Here is a 23,260-nt window from a genome sequence, read left to right as displayed (position 1 = left end):
TCTCCCTGTTCTTAGCCTCTTCCCAGTGCCAAGTCTATCTGTTTTTCCGTTTCTTCAAAGGTTCCGCCGTTTTCGATCACAAGATCCGAAACCGCTGTAAATGTCTCTTCCGACGGCTGATTTGCAAACACCGCATACATTTTTTCATCTGAATATCCGCGTGAACTTCTCAGTCTCTCCATCCGGATCTCCTGTGGCACATGAATATACCAGATCTCATCCAACATCTCACGATATACCGGTTCCGTAAGGAGTGCGGCTTCCAGAATAAAAAGCTCTTTTCCCTCTTCCTGCGCCTTCTGCATTTCCTCCCGGATCTTTTCATTGACCGCCGGATGCACGATCGCATTAAGCTTTTGCAGTTTCTCTGGCTGATCAAACACAATTCTGCCAAGAATTTTCCTATCAATCGTTCCATCAGGATGTAAAATTTCTTTCCCAAACGTCTCCACGACCTTCTGATAACATTTTTCTCCCGGAAGCTGTACCTGATGTGCCACCAGATCTGACTGGCAGATCACCGCACCGCACACTACACTTAAAAAGTCGAGTACTTTGCTCTTCCCGGAACCAATACCTCCTGTTATTCCTATTTTTCTCATATCTGTTTCCTTCTATTTTGCCTCATACCAATTTTTTCCACTATGCATGTCAATTTCAAGCGGAACGGAAAGATCTGCCGCATGCATCATGCCTTCTTTCAGGATCTCCCGCACTTCCTCTTCCTCTTCCTTCCATGTCTCGATCAGAAGTTCGTCGTGTACCTGCAGAACCAGCCTGGATTTCATGTTTCTCATGCGAAGCTCTTTGTCCACAGCGATCATTGCGATTTTCATGATATCTGCAGCCGTTCCCTGGATCGGAGAATTCATTGCCACACGTTCCCCGAATTGTCTCTGCATAAAATTGCTGGAAGACAGCTCCGGAACCGGTCTTCTTCTGCCAAATAAGGTCACAACATATCCCTGTTCTTTTGCATGAGCAACTGCATCATCCAGAAATTTCTTGATGCCCGGATAGGTTTCAAAATAACGGTCAATATATTCGGCCGCTTCTTTTCTCGTAATACTTAAATCCTGGCTCAGTCCAAAAGAACTGATCCCATAGACAATACCAAAGTTGACTGCTTTTGCATTTCGCCTCTGCAGATCGGTCACTTCATCAAACGGAGTATGAAACACCTGAGAAGCTGTGATCCGGTGAATGTCCTTTGCCTCCCGGTATGCTTCGATCAGTGCTGCATCTCCGGAGCAATGTGCCAGCACACGCAGTTCTATCTGCGAATAATCAGCATCTACAAACACATACCCCTCTTCCGGCACAAATACTTTACGGATCAGCCGTCCAAGTTCTACCCTCGCCGGGATATTCTGCAGGTTTGGCTCTGTACTGCTGATACGTCCGGTCGCTGTGACTGTCTGGTTGAATTTTCCATGGATCCGGTGATCATCTTCATGAATAAACACGGCAAGTCCATCTGCATAAGTCGATTTCAGCTTGGCAAGCTGACGATATTCCAGGATTTTTGCCACGATCGGATAATCCGGTGCCAGCTTATCCAGTACGTCTGCCGCCGTCGAATATCCTGTTTTCGTCTTCTTTCCATTTGGAAGGGACAGATGTTCAAAAAGGACCACGCCCAGCTGCTTTGGTGAATTGATATTAAATTCTTCCCCGGCAAGCTCATAAATTTCCTTTTCCAACTGTACGATTTTTCCGCCAAGCTGTTCTCCATAACTTTTCAGTTCTTCTGCTTCTACACGCACCCCATTCTGCTCCATGTGGAACAGAGTAAATACAAGCGGCATCTCTATTTCTGTAAAAAGCTTCCACATTTCCTCTTTTTTCAGCTTTTCTTCCAAAACTTCCGATGACGCAAATGCAGCATAGGCTTCATAACAGACCATTTTTTCCAGTTCTGTCTTCGGATCGATCATCAATCCAAGATGCTCCTGTGCCACATCTTCAAATCCATAATCATTTTTCAACGGATTCAGGAGGTAAGCTGCTACAATACTGTCAAAGCACTTCTCCTCTGCTGCTCCTTCTAATCCTTTCAGATAAGGCAGGGATGACTTCAGATCAAACACCACAAACCGTCCGGCATGCTGTGCCACATGTACAAGTGCCTCCAGAAGTTCCTCCATGCTGTATCCATTTCCTGCCGGAATACAGTAGATCTTCTCTTTTCCAAACGAAATTCCAATTCCACCTATCTCAGCATTTCCTGCAAACAGCGGAAGTACATTTCTGGTGTCTTTGTAAAGAACGGCTCCCACCGTCTGCGCTTTTTCTGCCTCCGCAAAGATTTTCTGAATTTCTTCTTTTCCCACAGCGATCACAAATGCATCTTCAATCGAATTCTCACTCTGCACATCAAAACGATTCAGCAGATTCTTGAACTGCAGTCTCTGGAAATAGACATAAGCTTCCTCTGTATAAAGATTTCCAAGCTTCGCCTCTTCCAGTTCATAAGCAAAATCCGCGTCTACATCGATTGTCGCCAGCACCTTACTCATTTGTGCCTGATCCCAGTATTCCACCAGATTTTTCGATGCTCTCGGCGGCTTCAGTTCGGATGCATGCTTGTAGGCATTTTCAATAGATCCGTATTCTACAATAATCTTGGTCGCCGTCTTTTCTCCGACTCCCGGCACCCCTGGGATATTATCTGAAGTATCTCCCATCAATGCTTTCACATCGATAAATTCTGTCGGTGTCACCTGGTATTTTTCTTTTACGTCCACTGCATAATAATTCTCGATCTCAGTTCCGGTCCGTTTTGTCTTCGGAATTCGGATCTCAACATGGTCTGTAGCAAGCTGGAGAAGATCTCTGTCTCCGGAAATAATGACCACTTCCATCCCCATTCTCTCGCATCTTTTGGACAGCGTTCCAAGAAGGTCATCTGCCTCCAGCCCTTCCTGCTCGATCGTCCGGATTCCCATAGCATGCAAAACTTCCTTCATCAACGGTACCTGCTGTCTGAGTTCTTCTGCCATCGGCTTTCTCGTCCCCTTATACGCCTCAAACATCTTATGGCGGAAAGTCGGCGCATGCACATCAAATGCAACGGTCAGATACTCCGGCTTTTCCTCCTCCAGGATCTTGAACATAATATTTAAGAATCCATATATTGCATTCGTATGGAGTCCTTCCGCATTTGTCAGATCCGGAAGTCCGAAAAACGCCCTGTTCAGAATACTGTGTCCGTCTATCAATACGATTTTGCTCATAATCAACTGCCTCTCTGTAAGTCTCATCACTTACTTCTATCTTTTCTATCTATTCGTTCAAATATACAACATCTCATTATGACATTTTTTTTTGATATTTTCAATACATGAAGGGGTAAAAAAGATCCTCATCAAAATTACAGATACACGAAATGTGCCACAACAATTGTGTATATACGAAAAAATACATCACGAATCATCGCAATGTACTTCTCATATCTTTTATTCAATTCCAGTTAATTATCAACTGCCGGCAGCGGGACTTGAACCCGCACGCGGTCACCCGCAACAGATTTTGAGTCTGCCTCGTCTGCCATTCCGACATGCCGGCATAAAATTCATGTTTTTTAATCACGAACCGAAAATAATCATATCATACTTATCTTCGGTTCGCAAGTATTTTTTCAAAATAAACTATTTGAAATTATTTTCCAAGCTTATCCGCTTCTTCCGTATTCTTCTTAAGTTCCTCATAAACCGGGAAGCAGTCGAAAGTTGCAAAGTAATCCATCGGCGTCTCTGCTCTGCGGATCAGCTGTGTACCTCCGTCCTCTTTCAGAAGAACTTCTGCGGAACGAAGACGTCCATTGTAATTATATCCCATAGAGAATCCATGTGCTCCGGTATCATGGATCACAAGCAGATCTCCCATGTCAATCTTCGGAAGCTGACGGTCGATTGCAAATTTATCATTATTCTCGCACAGAGAACCAGTCACATCGTAAGTATGATCGCATGGTTCATTTTCTTTTCCCATGACAGTGATGTGATGGTAGGCACCATACATAGCCGGACGCATCAGGTTTGCGGCACATGCATCTACACCGATGTACTCTTTGTGCGTATGCTTTTCATGGATTGCTTTTGTCACAAGGCATCCATAAGGTCCAAGCATAAAACGGCCAAGTTCTGTGTAAATCGCCACATCGCCCATTCCAGCCGGAACAAGAACCTCTTCGTACACTTTTCTTACACCTTCACCGATCACCTTGATATCGTTCGGTTCCTGATCCGGTTTGTAAGGAATTCCCACACCACCGGAAAGGTTGATGAACTTGATATGTACACCGGTCTCTTTCTGAAGCTTAACTGCTACTTCAAACAAAGTACGTGCAAGTGTCGGATAATATTCATTAGTTACAGTATTACTTGCAAGGAATGCATGGATACCGAACTCTTTTGCGCCTTTGGACTTCAGGATCTTGAATGCCTCAAAAATCTGTTCAGTTGTCATACCGTATTTGGCATCTCCCGGATTATCCATAATGCTGTTGGAAATTTTAAAAAGTCCACCCGGATTATAACGGCAGCTGATTGTCTCCGGAATCTTTCCGATCGTCTTTTCCAGAAAATCAATGTGTGTGATATCGTCCAGGTTGATGATCGCGCCGAGCTTATCAGCAAGTGCAAATTCCTCTGCCGGTGTATCATTGGAAGAAAACATAATATTTTCTCCAACCTGTCCGACAGACTCAGACATTAAAAGCTCTGTATAGGAAGAGCAGTCACATCCGCATCCATATTCTTTTAAAATATTGAGGATATATGGGTTTGGAGTTGCCTTTACTGCAAAATATTCTTTATATCCTTTGTTCCATGCAAAGGCTTCTTTGAGTGCTTTTACATTTTCACGAATCCCTTTTTCATCATAAAGATGAAACGGAGTCGGATATTCTTTTACGATTTCATCTAACTGTGTCTTTGTTACGAATGGTTCTTTTTTCATTCTGTTCATCTCTCTTTCGTCTAGTCGATGGTTGCAATACGCATCATATTACTTACAGAACCCTTTTCACGCTGTACGCTCGGTGAAGGAATACCAGCTGTCAGGACAACAATATCTCCACTGTCCACGCATTTCTTTGCCTGTGCAAGATCAATTGCCCCACTGCAGATATCATCTGTTGTATGGAATTCCAGAGACTTCAATCCTCTTACGCCCCAGTAGATCGACATCCGGCGAAGGGTACGTTCGTTCGGTGTAATTCCAAGGATTTCCTGTCTCGGACGAAGGTTGGATACAACCCTTGTTGTTGCACCGGATACAGATGGAGTGATGATGCATCTTGCATTCAGGTTCGCTGCCGCAAGTACAGAAGCATATCCGATTGCACTGGACACACCTGACTTCAGATGATCTCCGGCTTTAACAAGAATGGAATCATAGTCCAGATGTTCCTCTGTCGTCTCTACAATTTGAACCATCATCTGGAGTGCTTCCAGAGGGTATTTCCCCTGTGCTGTCTCTCCGGAAAGCATAACTGCATCTGTTCCGTCGTATACCGCATTGGCAACATCCGTCACTTCTGCTCTTGTCGGACGCGGATTACGCATCATAGAATCCAGCATCTGTGTTGCAGTAATAACAGTCTTAAAGTTGTCATTACATTTCTGGATGATCATTTTCTGGAGATGCGGCACTTCCTCTGCCGGGATCTCTACACCAAGATCTCCACGTGCCACCATGATACCATCAGCCGCACGGATAATCTCATCAATATTCTCAATACCTTCTGCGTTCTCTACCTTTGCAATGATTGGAATATACGGAGCGCCGAGTTCTTTTAAGTATGCCTTGATCTCAAGTACACACTCTGCATTTCTTACAAATGATGCTGCGATAAAGTCAATATCCTGCTCTACACCGAAACGGATATCATCCTTATCTTTTTCTGTAATAGCCGGAAGACGAATGGCTACGTTCGGTACGTTAACACCTTTTCTTTCGCCAAGTTCTCCACCATTTACTACAGAACAGACAATCTCTGTCTCTGTCTTGCTCTCTACACGAAGTCCGATCAGGCCATCGTCGATCAGAATGGTACAGCCTTTATAAATATCCTGTACCAGTCCCTTATATGTGATAGATACTCTCTTATTATCTCCTACGATATCTTCTGTTGTCAGAGTGAAGGTTTCTCCTTCTTTTAAAGTAATCTTCTTTCCATCTTTCAGGATTCCTGTACGAATTTCCGGTCCCTTTGTATCCAGAAGGATTGCAGTGTTTGTATGTTCCTCTTCACGAAGCTCTTTGAGCATATCCATTCTGAACTTCTGTTCTTCATGATCACCATGTGAGAAATTGAAACGTGCCACATTCATTCCATTCTGGATCAGCTTTCTCATCATTTCTCTGTCGTTGGTGTTTGGTCCCATTGTACAAACAATCTTGGTTTTTTTCATTGTTTCCTCCTCTTATTATTCAATTTGATTCTATGTTAGAACTCTACTTCACATGTTCGTGTGTGAAAAGATGGTCCTGGCAATATTCATAATTCCCGTTACACTTTGAACAATAACGGAACTCCAGTGTCGGATTGTCAAGTTCCGTACGACCGCACACTGCACATCTGTGCTTTGCACCGCCTGCATACTGATTCTGCGGACGGCTTATCTGCTTCTGGAATTTCTTTCTGCGGGCAGCCTGTTTCGGACTGTGTCCACGCAGATTCCGGTTGCAGAAAAAGAAAATAATAAAGTTCAAAAGCGATGCGATGATCACGATCCGTATGATCAGACCGCCCTGCACTGCGTCTACCGCAAGCAGAACCACATCCAGAACTGCAAGCCACTTCATCTTGATTGGGATAATGCCGTAAAGCAAAAGCTGATAATCCGGCATGATGGATGCACATGCAAGGAAAATGGACATATTGATATAGTAAGTACTGTAAAGGCTTCCAAATCCGGTAATGCCTCCGATCAGTCCATTCACAATAAAAGCTCCAATAACTGTAAATAATATTCCTGAGAAAATGTAAACATTGTAACGAAATGCCCCCCAGTAGCTTTCCAGCGTATTACCAAGGGAATAGTATAACAGCATCATAAAGATAACAAAAATAATATTGTCATTCGGTGGGATGATCACCCAGCTTAGAAGTCGCCACACCTGCCCTTTCAAAATCAGTGCCGGTTCCAGTGTAAAATAGGTAAGAAGCTGTGGCATCGTAAAACTCAAAAGATATCCGATTGCATAACCTGCAAGCAGATACATCGTAAGATTTCTAATTGCATAGCGCCCGAACCTGCGCTCCATTTTATCTAACCAGTTCTTCATTCAAAACCTCCTTCCACGTATGTTATTTTATCGTCTGCTTTTTACTTTGTCAATTCCATTCCACCTCTTTACTCTCTTTTCACATAATTTACATCTTTTGTTCACTTCCAGGCACTTTTTTCTACAATGCCATACATAACTTCTGTTTGTATTTTCGTTGGTTCTGTCGTATAATGTAAGATACTGTAGTTCTCTGCGAACTACATTTAATAGGTAATAACACAGACAAATTTTTTAATTGTAATAAGGAGTAGTTAAATCATGAATCAGACAGAATTACATACCCTGGGGATTGACATCGGTTCTACAACTGTTAAAATCGCAGTTCTGGACAGTAATAATGATGTTCTGTTTTCTGATTACGAGCGTCACTTCGCCAATATTCAGGAAACCCTTTCTGATCTGCTTGGTCGTGCTATCTACAAGCTCGGTCAGATCAAGGTATCTCCAATGATTACCGGATCAGGTGGTCTTACTCTGGCAAAGCATCTTGGCGTACCTTTTGTCCAGGAGGTTGTTGCCGTTTCCACCGCTCTTCAGGATTATGCACCACAGACCGATGTAGCGATCGAGCTGGGCGGCGAAGATGCCAAGATCATCTATTTTGAAAATGGAAATATTGAGCAGCGTATGAACGGAATCTGCGCCGGAGGTACCGGATCTTTCATCGACCAGATGGCGTCCCTTCTCCAGACAGATGCAACCGGTCTGAACGAATATGCCAAAAATTACAAAGCACTTTATACGATTGCAGCCCGCTGTGGCGTATTTGCCAAGACAGATATCCAGCCGCTGATCAATGACGGTGCTACCAAAGAAGACCTGTCTGCTTCTATTTTCCAGGCAGTCGTCAACCAGACCATCAGTGGTCTTGCCTGCGGAAAACCAATCCGCGGACATGTTGCTTTCCTCGGTGGACCGCTTCATTTCCTCTCTGAATTGAGAGAAGCGTTTATCCGTACTCTCAAGCTGGATGACGAACACATTATCGCACCAAGGTATTCCCATCTTTTTGCAGCCGTCGGCTCTGCGCTGAACTCTAAAAAGGATGTAGTCACCTCTCTTGGTGAGATGCAGAAAAAGCTGGATGCCCATATTGAAATGGACTTTGAAGTTGAGCGTATGCAGCCGCTCTTTTCCAGCGAAGCAGATTACAATGAATTTAAGAACCGCCATGCAAAGCATCAGGTGCCGGTTGGTGATCTTGCCAGCTACCGCGGTAATGCCTACCTTGGAATCGATGCCGGTTCTACCACCACGAAAGCCGCTCTGGTCGGAGAAGACGGTACTCTTTTGTACTCCTTCTACCATGGCAATGACGGTGATCCTCTTGGTACGACCATCGGTGCGATCAAGGATATTTACAGCCAGCTTCCGGAAGGCGTACAGATCGTTCACTCCTGCTCAACCGGTTACGGAGAAGCGCTCATTAAAGCCGCACTTCTTCTGGATGAAGGCGAAGTTGAAACCGTATCTCACTATTACGCCGCTTCTTTCTTCGAACCGGATGTAGACTGTATCCTCGATATCGGTGGTCAGGATATGAAGTGTATCAAGATCAAGAATCAGACTGTAGACAGCGTACAGCTCAACGAAGCATGTTCTTCCGGATGCGGTTCCTTTATCGAGACTTTTGCCAAATCCCTGAACTACACCGTAGAGGATTTTGCACATGAAGCACTTTTTGCGAAACATCCGATTGACCTCGGTACTCGTTGTACCGTATTTATGAACTCAAAGGTAAAACAGGCACAAAAAGAAGGTGCTGAAGTATCCGATATTTCAGCCGGACTTGCTTATTCGGTTATCAAAAATGCTCTTTTCAAGGTTATCAAGGTATCCGATGCATCTGAGCTTGGTAAAAAAATTGTTGTACAGGGTGGTACATTCTACAATGATGCCGTACTCAGAAGCTTTGAGACCATCGCCGGATGTCAGGCAATCCGTCCGGATATTGCAGGAATCATGGGTGCTTTTGGGGCTGCACTGATTGCAAGAGAACGCTATGGTTTCAAAGAATGTAAAAATACAACCATGCTTTCCATTGATGAAATCAATGAACTTACCTATACAACCTCAATGGCAAAATGTAACGGCTGTACCAACAACTGTCGTCTGACCATCAACAAATTCAGTGGCGGACGTCGTTTTATTTCCGGAAACCGTTGTGAGCGCGGTCTTGGAAAAGAGAAAGCAAAGAGTGATGTGCCAAACCTTTTCGCTTATAAAAATGAACGTTATTTTGGTTACACGCCATTAGATCCATCCGAAGCAAAACGTGGAACGGTTGGTATTCCAAGAGTTCTCAACATGTATGAGAACTATCCGTTCTGGTTTACTTTCTTCACAAAACTGGGATATCATGTGTTACTCTCTCCTGCTTCTACACATAAGATTTATGAACTTGGTATTGAATCTATTCCGAGCGAATCCGAGTGTTATCCGGCAAAGCTGGCGCACGGACATGTACAGTGGCTGATCAACCAGGGTGCAGACTTTATCTTCTACCCTTGTATACCATACGAACGTGGTGAATTTGCCGATGCCGACAATCATTATAACTGCCCGATCGTCACCTCATACGCGGAGAACATCAAGAACAATATGGATCCGATCGTACACGGTGAAGTAGATTTCATGAATCCATTCCTCGCCCTCACAAGCGAAAAGACAATCACAGACGGACTGGTCCGTGAATTTACTTCTGCAAAGAATCTTCCAGCAGAAGAAATCAAAAATGCCGCTCATGCTGCATGGGAAGAACTTGCTGCATGCCGTCAGGACATCCGCAAAAAAGGTGAAGAAACACTCGCTTACATGGAAAAGACAGGAACCCGCGGCATTGTACTTGCCGGTCGTCCATACCATTACGATCCGGAGGTCAACCACGGTATCCCGGAGATGATCACCTCCTACGGACTTGCCGTTCTGACGGAAGATTCTATCTCCCATCTGAATCCGGTAGAACGTCCGCTGATTGTTATGGATCAGTGGATGTATCATTCCCGACTGTACGCAGCAGCCAATTTTGTAAAGACAAGAGATGATCTGGATCTGATCCAGCTGAACTCTTTCGGATGCGGTCTTGATGCCGTAACAACCGATGCTGTTGCAGATATTCTGACCGGTTCCGACAAGATTTATACCTCTCTTAAGATTGATGAGGTTAATAACCTGGGTGCTGCACGTATCCGTATCCGTTCTCTTCTCGCCGCCATCCGCGTCCGCGAGCAGAAGCATATGGAGCGCACCATTCGTCCGGCAAATATCGAAAAAATTCCTTTTACAAAGGAAATGAAGGAAACCTATACCATTTTGTGTCCACAGATGTCACCGATCCACTTTTCACTGATTGAGCCAGCCTTCCAGGAAGCAGGCTACAAACTGGAAGTACTGAAAAATGATAACAAGCATGCAGTTGACATGGGCCTTAAATATGTAAACAATGATGCCTGCTACCCGTCTCTGATGGTAGTCGGACAGATCATGGAGGCTATCCTTTCCGGCAAATATGACACCGACCACCTGGCTGTCATTATTTCGCAGACCGGTGGCGGATGCCGTGCTTCCAACTATATCGGATTTATCCGGCGTGCTCTTAAAAAAGCCGGTTACGGACATATCCCTGTTATTTCAATCAACTTAAGCGGGCTTGAAAGCAATCCTGGATTCAAGATCACCCTTCCACTTGTACTGAAAGGTGTGTATGGTCTGATATTTGGTGATCTCTTCATGCGCTGCCTGTACCGTGTCCGCCCATATGAAGCTGTTCCAGGCTCTGCCAATACCATGCATAAGAAATGGGAAAAGACAGTTATCGAATTTATCAAGAAAGGCTATCCAAGCAGACACGAGTTTAAGCGTCTCTGCCGCCAGATTGTAGAAGATTTTGATTCTCTTCCATTAAAAGATGTCAAAAAGCCACGTGTCGGAGTTGTCGGAGAAATCCTTGTTAAATTCCTTCCAGCTGCCAATAACTACCTGGTAGATCTTCTTGAACAGGAAGGTGCCGAAGCCGTGGTTCCGGATCTGACCGACTTCCTACTCTACTGCTTCTACAATACAAACTTTAAAGCAGAACATCTCGGCATGAAGAAATCAACCGCCCACATGGGTAATCTCGGAATCAAAGCTCTGGAATGGTTCCGCAAGCCTGCCGTTGATGCATTAAAATCAAGTAAACGCTTCGATCCACCATCACATATTGAACACCTGGCTTCGATGGCAAAAGAAATTGTTTCTCTTGGAAACCAGACCGGTGAAGGATGGTTCCTTACCGGAGAAATGCTGGAGCTGATCCACAGCGGTGCACCAAACATTGTTTGCACACAGCCTTTCGCCTGTCTGCCAAACCACGTAGTCGGAAAAGGTGTTATTAAAGAACTGCGTCGCCGTCATCCGGAATCCAACATCGTTGCAATCGATTATGATCCGGGAGCAAGCGAAGTAAACCAGCTGAACCGCATCAAACTGATGCTTTCGACTGCGCAGAAGAAGATGTAAGACTTTTGGATATGTAAAAATAATAGGTTCTAATGGGACGACCAGAGGAATCCAAAATATTCCCCACGCATTCAGTTGCACTAACCATTCCGTTCAAGCCTCTTAGGGCGGGAATCGTGTTCAGCAAAGGCTTCCACGATTCCTGAGTCTTGAACTCCATAGTGCAAATTCATGTGTGGGGAATATTTTGGATTCCTCTGGTCTGTGTATTGGTAACTTTTTTTACATATGCAAAAGTTTTTTGGATGGTGAGAACTAGGATTTAGGAAATTGCAGGACTTTCTTTTGTAAAATCGACCACACAACCTTTATTTAAAAAAACAGCGGACTCCTTTTCGGGAAAATCCACTGTTTCTCACATATATTAAGCTTCTTCAACTTCTACTTTTTCGCCAAGAATTTTATCAATACTTACCAGTTTTACGCTGAGTACGAATACCTGTGCCGCAACTTCCAGTTCTTCTGGTGTCGGGAAGGACGGTGCAATTCGGATATTGCTGTCTTTTGGATCCTTTCCGTATGGGAAGGTTGCTCCCGCTTTTGTCATAATCAGTCCGGCTTCTTTTGCTTTTGCTACGATTGCTTTGGCACATCCATCCAACGCATCGAAGGAAATGAAGTATCCTCCTCGCGGTGCTATCCAGGAACCAATCTCAAGTCCGCCAAGCTCACTTTCCAGTACACTTAATACGGTGTCAAATTTCGGTCTTAAGATATCTGCATGTTTCTTCATATGCTGAACCATTCCATGGATATCACCGAAGAAACGCGCATGTCTGAGCTGGTTTAATTTATCATGACCGATGGTCTGTACGGACATCATCTTGCGGATTTCCGCAAGGTTTTCATCGGATGCTGCAATTGCTGCAATACCAGAACCCGGGAAGCTGATCTTGGAAGTAGAACCGAATTTGTAAACCATATTCGGATGTCCTTCTTTTTTACATTCCATCAAAATCTCGATCAGATAATCCTGTTTATCCTCATACAAATGATGGATTCCATATGCATTATCCCAGAAAATACGGAAATCTTCTGCCGCTGGATTTAATTTCGCAAAACGGTGTACGGTTTCATCAGAATAAGTGATTCCCTGTGGGTTAGAATATTTCGGTACACACCAGATACCTTTTACAGCCGGATCATTCTCCACATACTGCTCTACCAGATCCATATCCGGTCCATCCGACGTCATTGGAATATTGATCATCTCAATTCCAAAATGTTCGGTGATTGCAAAATGTCTGTCATATCCAGGTACCGGGCACAGGAATTTTATCTTGTCAAGCTTTGCCCAAGGTGTGCTTCCCATGATACCATGTGTCATCGCTCTTGCAACAGTATCATACATTACGTTCAGGCTGGAGTTACCAAAGATGATAATATTGTCCTTCGGTACTTCCATCATATCAGAAAGAAGCTGTTTTGCTTCTTTGATTCCATCGATCACTCCATAGTTACGGCAATCTACTCCTTCTTCGCAGACAAGATCTGATGTGCTCTTAAGTACATCCATCATCCCCATAGAAAGATCAAGCTGTGCTTTGGACGGTTTACCTCTGGACATATCCAGTTTCAGACCTTTTCCTTTAACATCTTCAAATTCTTTTTCCAGTCTGCTCTTTAATTCAAGCAGTTCTTCTCTACTCATATCTCTATATGCAGTCATCTTGAAAACCTCCCATAATCATCAACTAATCATTGTGTGTTTCCTGCCGTACTTTATACTTCCGAAATCTGCCATCTGCAGTTTCTTTCAGCTGTTTTGACAACATCAAAACTCACTACAAGTAGTAAGTATATAGGAAAAATGATTTTTCGTCAACCAATTCTTGCATATAAATATGACATATCGTGATTTTTGTTGATTTAAATGTGTTTTTTTGAATTTTTGTTTTTCATTTCATGCATTTTTCCATTTCGATGCTTTTCAAAAAGAGTAGATCAGATTTATATGCAGCATATTTTCTTTTCTCCTGCAGTATGTTTTGCTCTTCTGACAATCGAGTAGGCTGACTCCTACTCGATTCGTATACTTTGTACACTATCTCGCTTAACAGCCAGGTGATGTACATTCGCCAAGTACAGATTCTTGTGCAAGCACAAATCTGTACTTGGCTCATCGTATACACAAAACACCCGGAACCATTTTCATGATTCCGGGCAAATATATTTACTATTTTACTAATAATGATTTTCCAGTCATATCTGCTGGCTGCTGCATTCCCATCAGCTCGATCAGCGTCGGAGCGATGTCTGCAAGGCATCCGCCTTCACGAAGCTTATATGCAGGATCTGCATTTACAAGAATGAACGGAACCGGGTTCGTTGTATGAGCGGTAAATGGTTCTCCTGTCTCTTCATCGATCAGCTGTTCTGCATTTCCGTGGTCAGCGCAGATAAACATCTGTCCACCAACTTCTTTCACTGCATCAACTGCTTTTCCTACACATTCATCAACAGCTTCAATTGCTTTGATCACTGCTGCTTCTACACCGGTATGACCAACCATATCCGGGTTTGCAAAGTTAATTACGATTACGTCGTACTTGTCCGCTTTGATTGCATCTACAAGCTTGTCACATACTTCATACGCACTCATCTCCGGCTTCAGATCGTAAGTTGCAACCTTAGGCGATTTGACAAGGATTCTGTCCTCTCCCTTGTTTGGTTCTTCTACTCCACCATTAAAGAAGAAGGTAACATGTGCATATTTCTCTGTCTCGGCGATTCTTGCCTGTGTCATGTTGTTTGCTGCAAGAAATTCGCCAAATGTATTCGTGATGCCTTCTTTTACAAATGCAACCATTTTATTTGGAATTGTCTCATCATACTCTGTAAAACATACATAAGTTGTCTTGATACGTTCTCCTCTGGCAAATCCGTCAAAATCATCCGCACAGAATGTTCTGGTGATTTCTCTTGCTCGATCCGGGCGGAAATTAAAGAAGATCACAGAATCTCCGTCTTTTACAGTTGCAACCGGTGTACCGTTTTTTGTCACTACAAATGGTACTACGAATTCGTCAGTTACTTCTTTGTCGTAAGAAGCCTGGATTCCTTCTGTTGCTGATGCTGCTGTGTCACCTTCGCCGCGTGTAAGTGCTGCGTATGCTTTTTCTACACGGTCCCAACGGTTGTCACGGTCCATTGCATAGTAACGTCCGGAAACACTTGCAACTTCACCTACACCGATTTCTTTCATCTTTGCTTCTAACTGTTCAACATATTCTTTCCCAGATGCCGGAGGTGTATCACGTCCGTCAAGGAAGCAGTGAACATATACTTTGTCCAGCCCCTGTCTCTTTGCAAGTTCCAAAATTCCATAAATATGTGTAATATGACTGTGTACACCACCATCAGATACAAGTCCCATCAGATGAAGAGCTGTACCGTTCTTCTTCGCATTTTCACAGGCTGCAAGAAGTGCCTTATTTTCGAAGAAATTACCATCATCGATTGCTTTTGTGATCTTGGTGAGTTCCTGGTAAATGATACGTCCTGCACCCATATTCATATGACCTACTTCCGAGTTACCCATCTGACCGTCCGGAAGTCCTACAGCAAGTCCGCTTGCATTTCCTTTTACAAACGGATATTCAGCCATTAATTTATCCATAACCGGTGTGTTTGCCTCTGCAATACCGTTGCCTTTCTTTTCATCTCTCAGACCGTAACCGTCTAAGATCATCAAAACTGTTGGTTTTTTACTCATCGTCTTACACTCCTTCATTTTGTCTTAAAGTGTTTGATTTCTCTTTCAGTTAAATATTGTACATGATTTTACATATGCTTGCAAGCACTTGTTAAAACTTTGACAGCTGAAAAACGCAGGCATTTCTGCCTGCGCCTTGGTATAATTGACTATTTCCAGTTTACAATCTTACCAAAATCTGGTTTTAAAGAAGCACCACCTACAAGTCCACCATCGATATCCGGCTGAGCGAATAATTCCGGTGCTGTAGCTGCATTTACAGATCCGCCGTACTGAATACGGATTGCTTCTGCTGTAGCTTCATCATAAACTTCAGCGATACATGCACGGATAGCTTTGCAAACCTCCTGAGCCTGCTCTGTTGTAGCTGTCTTACCGGTTCCGATTGCCCAGATTGGCTCATAAGCGATAACTGCTGTCTTAGCCTGATCTGCTGTTACATTCTGGAATCCAACTTTAACCTGCTGACGGATGAAGTCCATTGTCACACCCTGTTCACGCTGTTCAAGAGTTTCTCCACAGCACATAATCGGTGTAAGTCCGTGTTCAAATGCTTTCAGCATCTTTTTGTTCACAGTCTCGTTTGTCTCTGCGAAGTATTCTCTTCTTTCAGAGTGTCCGAGAACAACATATTTAACACCAGCATCTGTAAGCATGTTCGGAGAGATTTCTCCTGTGTATGCACCTTTTTCTTCAAAGTACATATTCTCTGCTCCAACCTGGATGTTGCTTCCTTTTGCAGCTTCTACAACCGGAATGATATCGATTGCAGGTACGCAGAATACCACGTCAGCCTCTTCTGTCACAACCAGAGATTTGAGTGTATTCACAAGCTCTACTGCCTCTGAAGGTGTCATATTCATTTTCCAGTTACCTGCAATAATTTTCTTTCTTGCCATTGCAATAATCTCCCTTATTTTATCTTAATTACAGACGCTGCTTATTTATCGTTAGCAGCTGCTACACCTGGCAGTTCCTTACCTTCAAGGAATTCAAGGGAAGCTCCACCACCTGTAGAGATGTGAGTCATCTTGTCGCCGTATCCGAGCTGGTTAACTGCTGCTGCCGAATCACCACCACCAATGATTGTTACTGCATCTGTCTCAGCAAGTGCTTTTGCGACTTCTTCTGTTCCTTTTGCAAAGTTCGGCATCTCGAATGCACCCATAGGTCCGTTCCATACAACTGTCTTTGCATCTTTTACAGCGTCAGCATAGATCTTGATTGTCTCTGGTCCGATGTCAAGTCCTTCCCATCCTTCCGGAATTTCGCCAGCTTTAACAACTTTGATATTTGCATCATTTGAAAAATCATCTGCAATTACGTTGTCTACCGGAAGAAGGAGTTTTACGCCTTTGTCTTTAGCTTTCTGAATCATGTTCAGTGCATATTCACAGTAATCTTCTTCAAGAAGAGATTTTCCAACGGTTCCGCCCTGTGCTTTGCTGAATGTATAAGACATACCTCCACCAATGATCAGAGTGTCTACTTTATCGATCAGGTTTTCGATTACAGAAATCTTGCTTGAAACTTTAGCTCCACCAAGGATTGCAACGAACGGTCTTTCCGGATTGTTTACTGCATTTCCAAGGAAATCGATTTCTTTCTGCATAAGATATCCTACAACTGCTGTATCAACATATTTGGTAACACCAACGTTAGAGCAGTGTGCACGATGAGCTGTTCCGAATGCATCGTTTACGAATACATCACAAAGAGAAGCGAGTTCCTTAGAGAATTCATCTCCGTTCTTTGTTTCTTCTGCTCTGTAACGTGTATTTTCAAGAAGGATTACCTCTCCATCTTTCATAGCTTCAACTGCTGCTTTTGCATTTGGTCCTACTACTTCAGGATCTGCTGCGAATTTTACTTCCTGTCCGAGAAGTTCTGAAAGTCTTACTGCAACCGGTGCAAGAGAAAGCTCCGGTTTCGGTTCTCCCTTCGGTTTACCAAGATGTGAGCAGAGGATTACTTTTCCTCCGTCAGCGATCAGTTTCTTGATTGTAGGAAGTGCTGCAACAAGACGGTTCTCGTCTGTGATCTTTCCATCGATCAGCGGTACGTTAAAATCGCATCTTACAAGGACTTTTTTCCCTTTTACATTGATATCATCTACAGATTTTTTGTTAAGCATAATCCTGCCTCCTGTTTACATTTCGTTTAAATGGAATGTGCCGGGCACATTTCCGTGCTGAGCGCAGTTGCTTGCGACAATCTGCGTTTTCACACGAATACACATCTTGGGCACATAGTGCCTTTTATTTAGCAGGAAGCTCCATCAGAATTTCCTGTTAAATAAAAGAGCCCGGTCCATGTAGACCGGACCCTTGCTTGAGTCTAACTCTGGAATATTCCAGTAAGAATCAATTCAGCCTGTCCAAACAAACGTTACGGATTAAAGTAATGTTCCGAAGTGTTTGATTGTTCTTACCATCTGGCTTGTGTAAGAGTTTTCATTGTCATACCAAGAAACAACCTGTACTTCTGTTGTTCCGTTGTCAAGCGGAAGTACCATTGTCTGAGTAGAATCGAAAAGAGAACCAAATCTCATTCCTACGATATCGCTAGAAACGATCTGATCTTCGTTGTATCCAAATGATTCGTTAGAAGCTGCTTTCATAGCTGCGTTAATCTGTTCAACTGTTACGTTTCCTTCAACTACAGCTGTAAGGATTGTTGTAGATCCTGTAGGGGTTGGTACACGCTGTGCAGATCCGATAAGTTTTCCGTTAAGTTCCGGAATAACAAGTCCGATTGCTTTAGCTGCTCCTGTGCTGTTAGGAACGATGTTAACTGCTGCTGCACGAGATCTTCTCAGATCACCTTTTCTCTGTGGTCCGTCAAGAGTCATCTGATCACCTGTGTAAGCATGGATTGTGCACATGATACCAGATTTGATCGGAGCAAGGTCATTAAGAGCCTTAGCCATTGGTGCAAGACAGTTTGTTGTGCAAGAAGCTGCAGAAATGATTGCGTCATCTTTTGTAAGCTGTGTATGGTTTACATTGTAAACGATTGTAGGAAGGTCATTTCCTGCCGGTGCAGAAATGATAACGTGTTTAGCACCTGCATCGATATGTGCCTGAGCTTTTGCTTTAGATGTGTAGAATCCTGTACATTCAAGAACTACATCTACTCCGATTTCTCCCCATGGAAGTTCAGCTGCATTAGCTTTAGCGTAGATTTTGATTTCTTTTCCGTCTACTGTGATGGAGTCTTCTCCAGCAGATACTTTATCAGCTAATTCATATTTTCCCTGTGTTGAATCATATTTTAATAAGTGAGCCAGCATCTTAGGAGATGTAAGGTCGTTGATTGCTACGATCTCAAATCCCTCTGCTCCAAACATCTGTCTGAATGCAAGACGTCCAATACGTCCAAATCCATTGATTGCTACTTTTACTGCCATGATTTAGTCCTCCTAAAGATAAATTGTATTACTGTATATAACAGTTACATTTTTCTTGACAAATCTTATCATTGTTTAAGATTTATCAACTGTAATTTATTGTACTAAATTCAGAACAAAAATTCAATCCCCTTTTTTCACTTTATTTTTCTGAAAACCGGGGCCCTTTTTATGAATTCTGCATAATATTTAAAACCACATGCTTCGAGAATATTGTCAACTATGTTAAAATCATACCCTACATGCTCTGGTTTATGTGCATCTGCGCCGACGGTGATGATCTCTCCCCCCAGCTTTTTGTATCTTTTTAACACATCCGGATGCGGGTGTGCAAAAGGAAGACCATACTTCAGTCCTGCCGTATTGACTTCCAGCCCTTTTCCGTGTTCAATAAGATACCGCAGGATTTCATCTATTTCATCCGCAAATCTGCCGTAAGAATATTCCTGTTCCCGATGTTTTCCATAGCGTACCACATAATCCAGATGTCCGAGCACATCAAAATCCGCTACAGCCCTGATATCGGCTATTGTCTCCTGAAGTGCCATCCGGTAGGCCTCTTCATCCGAAATTCCCTCAAAGAACTCAGGATAATAAGGATCCTTCCCACCAACCACATGCATGGATCCGATCACAAAATCATACGGATTTGCCGCGGTAAATGTTTTTGCTTTCTTCGCAAGGTGTGGCTGAAGTCCAAACTCCACACCGATCCGGATATCCAGCTTCTCTTTATACTTTTCCTTCAGTGCTCCAAGCTCTTTAAAATAGGTTTCCGGATCAAACACAAATTCAATATCATCACAAAAATAATCAATATCTTCATGATCCGTAAAACAGATTGCTTCCAGTCCTTTATCGATTGCTGCAAGAACCATATCTTCCGGTTTTGCCTCTGAATCTCCGGAAAAATAAGTGTGCATATGGCAGTCCGCTCTCATAATTTCCCCTCCTTGTCATTCTTCATGTGTAAATCCACCCGGCTTTCCCGCAAATCATTTGTTGGATTGCAGTACGGTCCCAATATACCAAAAAACAGAACAATTCTGAGCTATCCCAGAATTGTTCCGCCTCCAAGTACATAATCTCCATCATACAGTACCAGTGCCTGCCCCGGTGTAACCGCTCTCTGCGGTGTCTCAAAGATGCACTCTATCTCATCTTCTCCCGTTTTGCGGACTGTGCACCAGTCCCCTTTATGGTTGTATCTGATTTTGGCAAATACGCGCATCTCACCTTCCAGCTCCTCTACTGTCATAAAGTTTAGCTTATTTGCACGGACACGCGTCGTCATCAGATCTTCATTCGTCCCTATCACAACTTCATTCGTATCCGGACGGATCTCAAGCACGAATGCCGGATACCCAAGAGAAAGTCCAAGTCCTTTTCTCTGTCCGATCGTATAGTGGATGATTCCTTTATGCCGTCCCAGAATCTTTCCATCCGGTGTTACAAAATTACCTTCCGGGATTTTCTGGTTACTTTCTTCTTCAATAAAAGATGCATAATCGTCATCGGATACAAAACAGATATCCTGACTGTCCGGTTTGTTCGCAATCTGCAATCCGATCTCTTTTGCGATCTCGCGGATCTGGTCTTTTTCGTATTCACCGACAGGCATCAGCGTTCTTCTCAGCTGATCCTGGGTAAGATTATAAAGCGCATAGGTCTGGTCTTTTGACCAGGTTGCCGAATGCCGGATCGCATAGCGTCCGTTCGGCAACTGTTCTACTCTCGCATAGTGACCTGTTGCAATATAGTCTGCTCCGATCTCCATGCTCCGTGTAAGAAGAGATTCCCATTTTACATAACGGTTACACGCAATGCACGGATTTGGTGTCCGGCCATGCAAATATTCATCCACAAAATAATCGATTACCTTCTCCTGAAAATCCTTCTTGAAATTCATCACATAATACGGAATGCCGATCTGTGCCGCAACTTTTCTGGCATCATCTACCGCGCTGAGTCCACAGCATCCGCCGTTTTCTTCCTGTATTTTCGATTCTTCGTCCTGCCAGATCTGCATCGTCACACCGATCACATCATATCCCTGTTCTTTTAGAAGATATGCCGCTACCGATGAGTCGACACCACCTGACATTCCGACTACCACTTTCTTTTTTACCATTCTCTTTTCTCCTGCAGAAAATTCTAATACTCTTCCTCTTCTGCTTCTTCACCTTCACTGATATCGTTCTTCGGCTTCTGGAGTCCTTCGATCTTGATCCCGTGCTTCTCTGCATAATCCCACAGTGCTGCATGGATTGCCTCCTCTGCCAGTAAAGAACAGTGTACCTTAACCGGCGGCAGTCCGTCAAGTGCTTCCATAACGGCTTTGTTTGTTACCTGCATTGCTTCTGAAATATGTTTTCCCTTTACAAGTTCTGTCGCCATACTGCTTGTTGCAACAGCCGCGCCACATCCGAATGTCTTAAATTTTACATCATTAATAATTCCGTTATCATCAATATCAAGGTAGATTCTCATGATATCACCACATTTGGCGTTACCAACAGTACCCACTCCGCTTGCGTTCTCGATTTCTCCCATATTACGTGGATGCTGAAAATGATCCATTACTTTCTCTGTATACATTGTAAATTCCTCCTAAAGCTGTATTTTTTATCGAATTATTTATTCTGTTTTTTTGCAAAATCTTCATAAAGCGGTGACATTCCGCGTAAATCGCTTACGATTGTCTTAAGCTGATCTACTACATAATCAATGTCTTCTTTTGTGATCTCTTCATTCAGAGTCAGGCGCAGAGATCCATGCGCAATCTCGTGCGGCAGTCCGATTGCAAGAAGTACATGGGATGGATCAAGAGATCCGGATGTACATGCAGATCCACTGGATCCACAAATTCCTGCCATATCAAGACGGATCAGCATAGATTCGCCCTCAATGAAACGGAAGCAGAAGTTTGCGTTATTTGGCAGACGGTCTGTCGGATGTCCGTTCAGCTTGGTGTACGGGATTTCTTCCATCACACGTTTGATCAGATAATCTCTCATCTCGCGCTCTTTTGCTGTACGTTCTTCCATCGTAGCGATAGCACGTTTTGTTGCTGTACCGATTCCAACAATACCCGGAACATTTTCTGTACCTGCACGACGTTTTCTTTCCTGTGCCCCACCATGAACAAAGGAACGGATCTTCACGCCTTTTCTGATATAGAGGAATCCGATTCCTTTTGGTCCGTTCAGCTTGTGTCCGCTGGCACTTAACATATCAATATGACATTCATCTACATTGATCGGGACCTGTCCGAAAGCCTGTACGGCGTCTGTGTGGAACAGGATACCATGTTTGTGGGCGATCTCACCGATCTCTTTGATCGGTTCAATTGTTCCGATCTCGTTGTTTGCATACATTACAGAGATCAGGATGGTATCCGGGCGGATTGCTGCTTCCACATCTGCCGGATTTACTTTTCCGTATTCATCCACATCAAGATAAGTCACTTCAAACCCACGTTCTTCCAAATAAGCTGCTGTATGCAGGATCGCATGATGTTCGATCTTAGTTGTGATAATATGTTTTCCTTTATTCTGATAAGCCTCAGCGGTTGCTTTGAGTGCCCAGTTGTCAGACTCTGATCCGCCGGCTGTAAAATAAATTTCGTTGCTCTTTGCACCGAGTGCGTTTGCGATTCTTTCTCTCTGTTCTGCCACAACATCTTTGTTATGGGATGCGAAGCTGTAGATCGCAGAAGGATTGCCATACTGCTCTGTAAAATATGGCAGCATTGCTTCCAGAACTTCTGGTGCAGTTTTTGTTGTTGCTGCGTTATCCAAATAAATTAATTTACTCATCTTTTTGTCCTTCTTTCTTTATTTCTTTATTCATTTCCACAAGGGTATTTATCATAATACTGTCTACCGTCTGTGCCATGCTTTCATTGACTTTCTTCCAGACATATTTCGTGATACAGCTGCCCTGGATCTCGCAGCTGTCTTCCGAATGAAGTGCTGCACAAGTCGCAGGTTCCAGGTCTCCTTCAAGTGCTCTGAGCACATCACCAACAGAAACTTCCGCCGCATCCTTTGCCAGCCGATATCCTCCTCCCGCTCCACGGATACTCTTGACAAGACCTGCCTTTTTCAGCTTCGCCATGAGCTGTTCCAGATATCGTTCCGATATCTCCTGCCTGGCTGATATACTGCTGATGGAAACCGGTTCTTCTGCGCCATAACACGCAAGATCGATAAAGGCGCGCAAACCATAACGACCCTTCGTTGAGATCTTCAATCCATCACCTTCTCTTTATTTTTTATATCCCACTGTTTTACTAGGATTTCTTGCAAATTGAGAATATCACCTCTGTTATGTTC

At 43.6% G+C, this 23,260-nt stretch carries 16 protein-coding genes and 1 tRNA gene; 1 reads left to right on the top strand and 16 read right to left on the bottom strand.

The features are described 5' to 3' along the window. Window positions 1-11: 11 nt before the first annotated feature. From coaE to PG418_RS04910, 6 genes are all read right to left on the bottom strand, one after another. Window positions 12-602, bottom strand: coding sequence for a dephospho-CoA kinase (coaE, locus tag PG418_RS04935; RefSeq protein ID WP_055248320.1), 591 nt, complete (start codon window positions 600-602; stop codon window positions 12-14). A gap of 12 nt (window positions 603-614) precedes the next feature. Beyond that, window positions 615-3,239 (bottom strand): DNA polymerase I, encoded by a 2,625-nt coding sequence (gene polA, locus PG418_RS04930; protein WP_498837158.1) that lies wholly within the window; start codon window positions 3,237-3,239, stop codon window positions 615-617. Between the two features lie 245 nt (window positions 3,240-3,484). Beyond that, window positions 3,485-3,567 (bottom strand) — tRNA-Leu (locus PG418_RS04925). Window positions 3,568-3,660: 93 nt separating this feature from the next. Further along, window positions 3,661-4,962 carry a diaminopimelate decarboxylase gene (locus tag PG418_RS04920; RefSeq protein ID WP_022220112.1) on the bottom strand — a complete coding sequence of 434 codons (1,302 nt, stop codon included), beginning with the start codon at window positions 4,960-4,962 and terminating at the stop codon, window positions 3,661-3,663. A 20-nt stretch (window positions 4,963-4,982) separates the two neighbouring features. Then, window positions 4,983-6,419, bottom strand: coding sequence for a pyruvate kinase (gene pyk / locus PG418_RS04915; protein ID WP_055156614.1), 1,437 nt, complete (start codon window positions 6,417-6,419; stop codon window positions 4,983-4,985). A gap of 43 nt (window positions 6,420-6,462) precedes the next feature. Beyond that, on the bottom strand, window positions 6,463-7,296 hold the full coding sequence (locus tag PG418_RS04910; RefSeq protein WP_172676475.1) for a DUF1751 domain-containing protein: 834 nt from the start codon (window positions 7,294-7,296) through the stop codon (window positions 6,463-6,465). Between the two features lie 261 nt (window positions 7,297-7,557). Here PG418_RS04910 and PG418_RS04905 point away from each other — a divergent pair, with 261 nt between their 5' ends. Beyond that, window positions 7,558-11,799: an acyl-CoA dehydratase activase-related protein gene (locus tag PG418_RS04905; protein ID WP_498837145.1), complete on the top strand. Its 4,242-nt coding sequence runs from the start codon at window positions 7,558-7,560 to the stop codon at window positions 11,797-11,799. A gap of 364 nt (window positions 11,800-12,163) precedes the next feature. On the opposite strand, the gene PG418_RS04900 is transcribed toward PG418_RS04905, so the two are convergent. The 10 genes from PG418_RS04900 to PG418_RS04855 all read right to left on the bottom strand — a co-directional run bounded on the left by PG418_RS04900 (window position 12,164) and on the right by PG418_RS04855 (window position 23,177). Next, the gene (locus PG418_RS04900) at window positions 12,164-13,468 is read right to left on the bottom strand and encodes an aspartate aminotransferase type Ic (protein WP_055248298.1); all 1,305 of its coding nucleotides are present in this window, start codon (window positions 13,466-13,468) and stop codon (window positions 12,164-12,166) included. Between the two features lie 507 nt (window positions 13,469-13,975). Continuing rightward, window positions 13,976-15,514: a 2,3-bisphosphoglycerate-independent phosphoglycerate mutase gene (gene gpmI / locus PG418_RS04895; RefSeq protein ID WP_055248296.1), complete on the bottom strand. Its 1,539-nt coding sequence runs from the start codon at window positions 15,512-15,514 to the stop codon at window positions 13,976-13,978. A gap of 149 nt (window positions 15,515-15,663) precedes the next feature. Further along, window positions 15,664-16,413, bottom strand: coding sequence for a triose-phosphate isomerase (tpiA, locus tag PG418_RS04890; RefSeq protein ID WP_195488140.1), 750 nt, complete (start codon window positions 16,411-16,413; stop codon window positions 15,664-15,666). 41 nt (window positions 16,414-16,454) lie between these two features. Continuing rightward, window positions 16,455-17,648, bottom strand: a complete 1,194-nt coding sequence (locus tag PG418_RS04885; RefSeq protein WP_022220114.1) for a phosphoglycerate kinase — start codon at window positions 17,646-17,648, stop codon at window positions 16,455-16,457. 261 nt (window positions 17,649-17,909) lie between these two features. Next, window positions 17,910-18,923 carry a type I glyceraldehyde-3-phosphate dehydrogenase gene (gene gap / locus PG418_RS04880; protein WP_117834545.1) on the bottom strand — a complete coding sequence of 338 codons (1,014 nt, stop codon included), beginning with the start codon at window positions 18,921-18,923 and terminating at the stop codon, window positions 17,910-17,912. 137 nt (window positions 18,924-19,060) lie between these two features. Then, window positions 19,061-19,864, bottom strand: a complete 804-nt coding sequence (locus PG418_RS04875; protein WP_195488139.1) for a histidinol-phosphatase HisJ family protein — start codon at window positions 19,862-19,864, stop codon at window positions 19,061-19,063. Between the two features lie 110 nt (window positions 19,865-19,974). Next, window positions 19,975-21,054, bottom strand: a complete 1,080-nt coding sequence (gene mnmA / locus PG418_RS04870; protein WP_195488138.1) for a tRNA 2-thiouridine(34) synthase MnmA — start codon at window positions 21,052-21,054, stop codon at window positions 19,975-19,977. A gap of 23 nt (window positions 21,055-21,077) precedes the next feature. Beyond that, the gene (gene nifU / locus PG418_RS04865) at window positions 21,078-21,521 is read right to left on the bottom strand and encodes a Fe-S cluster assembly scaffold protein NifU (protein WP_008372281.1); all 444 of its coding nucleotides are present in this window, start codon (window positions 21,519-21,521) and stop codon (window positions 21,078-21,080) included. A gap of 35 nt (window positions 21,522-21,556) precedes the next feature. Beyond that, window positions 21,557-22,741 (bottom strand): cysteine desulfurase NifS, encoded by a 1,185-nt coding sequence (gene nifS / locus PG418_RS04860; RefSeq protein ID WP_022220116.1) that lies wholly within the window; start codon window positions 22,739-22,741, stop codon window positions 21,557-21,559. Further along, window positions 22,734-23,177, bottom strand: coding sequence for an RrF2 family transcriptional regulator (locus PG418_RS04855; RefSeq protein WP_055260503.1), 444 nt, complete (start codon window positions 23,175-23,177; stop codon window positions 22,734-22,736). The genes nifS and PG418_RS04855 overlap by 8 nt, the downstream gene beginning before the upstream one ends. Window positions 23,178-23,260: the final 83 nt, after the last annotated feature.

This window comes from Bariatricus sp. TF06-38A, from assembly GCF_027690675.1.
GTDB classification, from domain to species: domain Bacteria; phylum Bacillota; class Clostridia; order Lachnospirales; family Lachnospiraceae; genus Allocoprococcus; species Allocoprococcus comes.
Note: the sequence above shows the minus strand (reverse complement) of the source record. Positions and strands in the feature narration are given on the sequence as shown.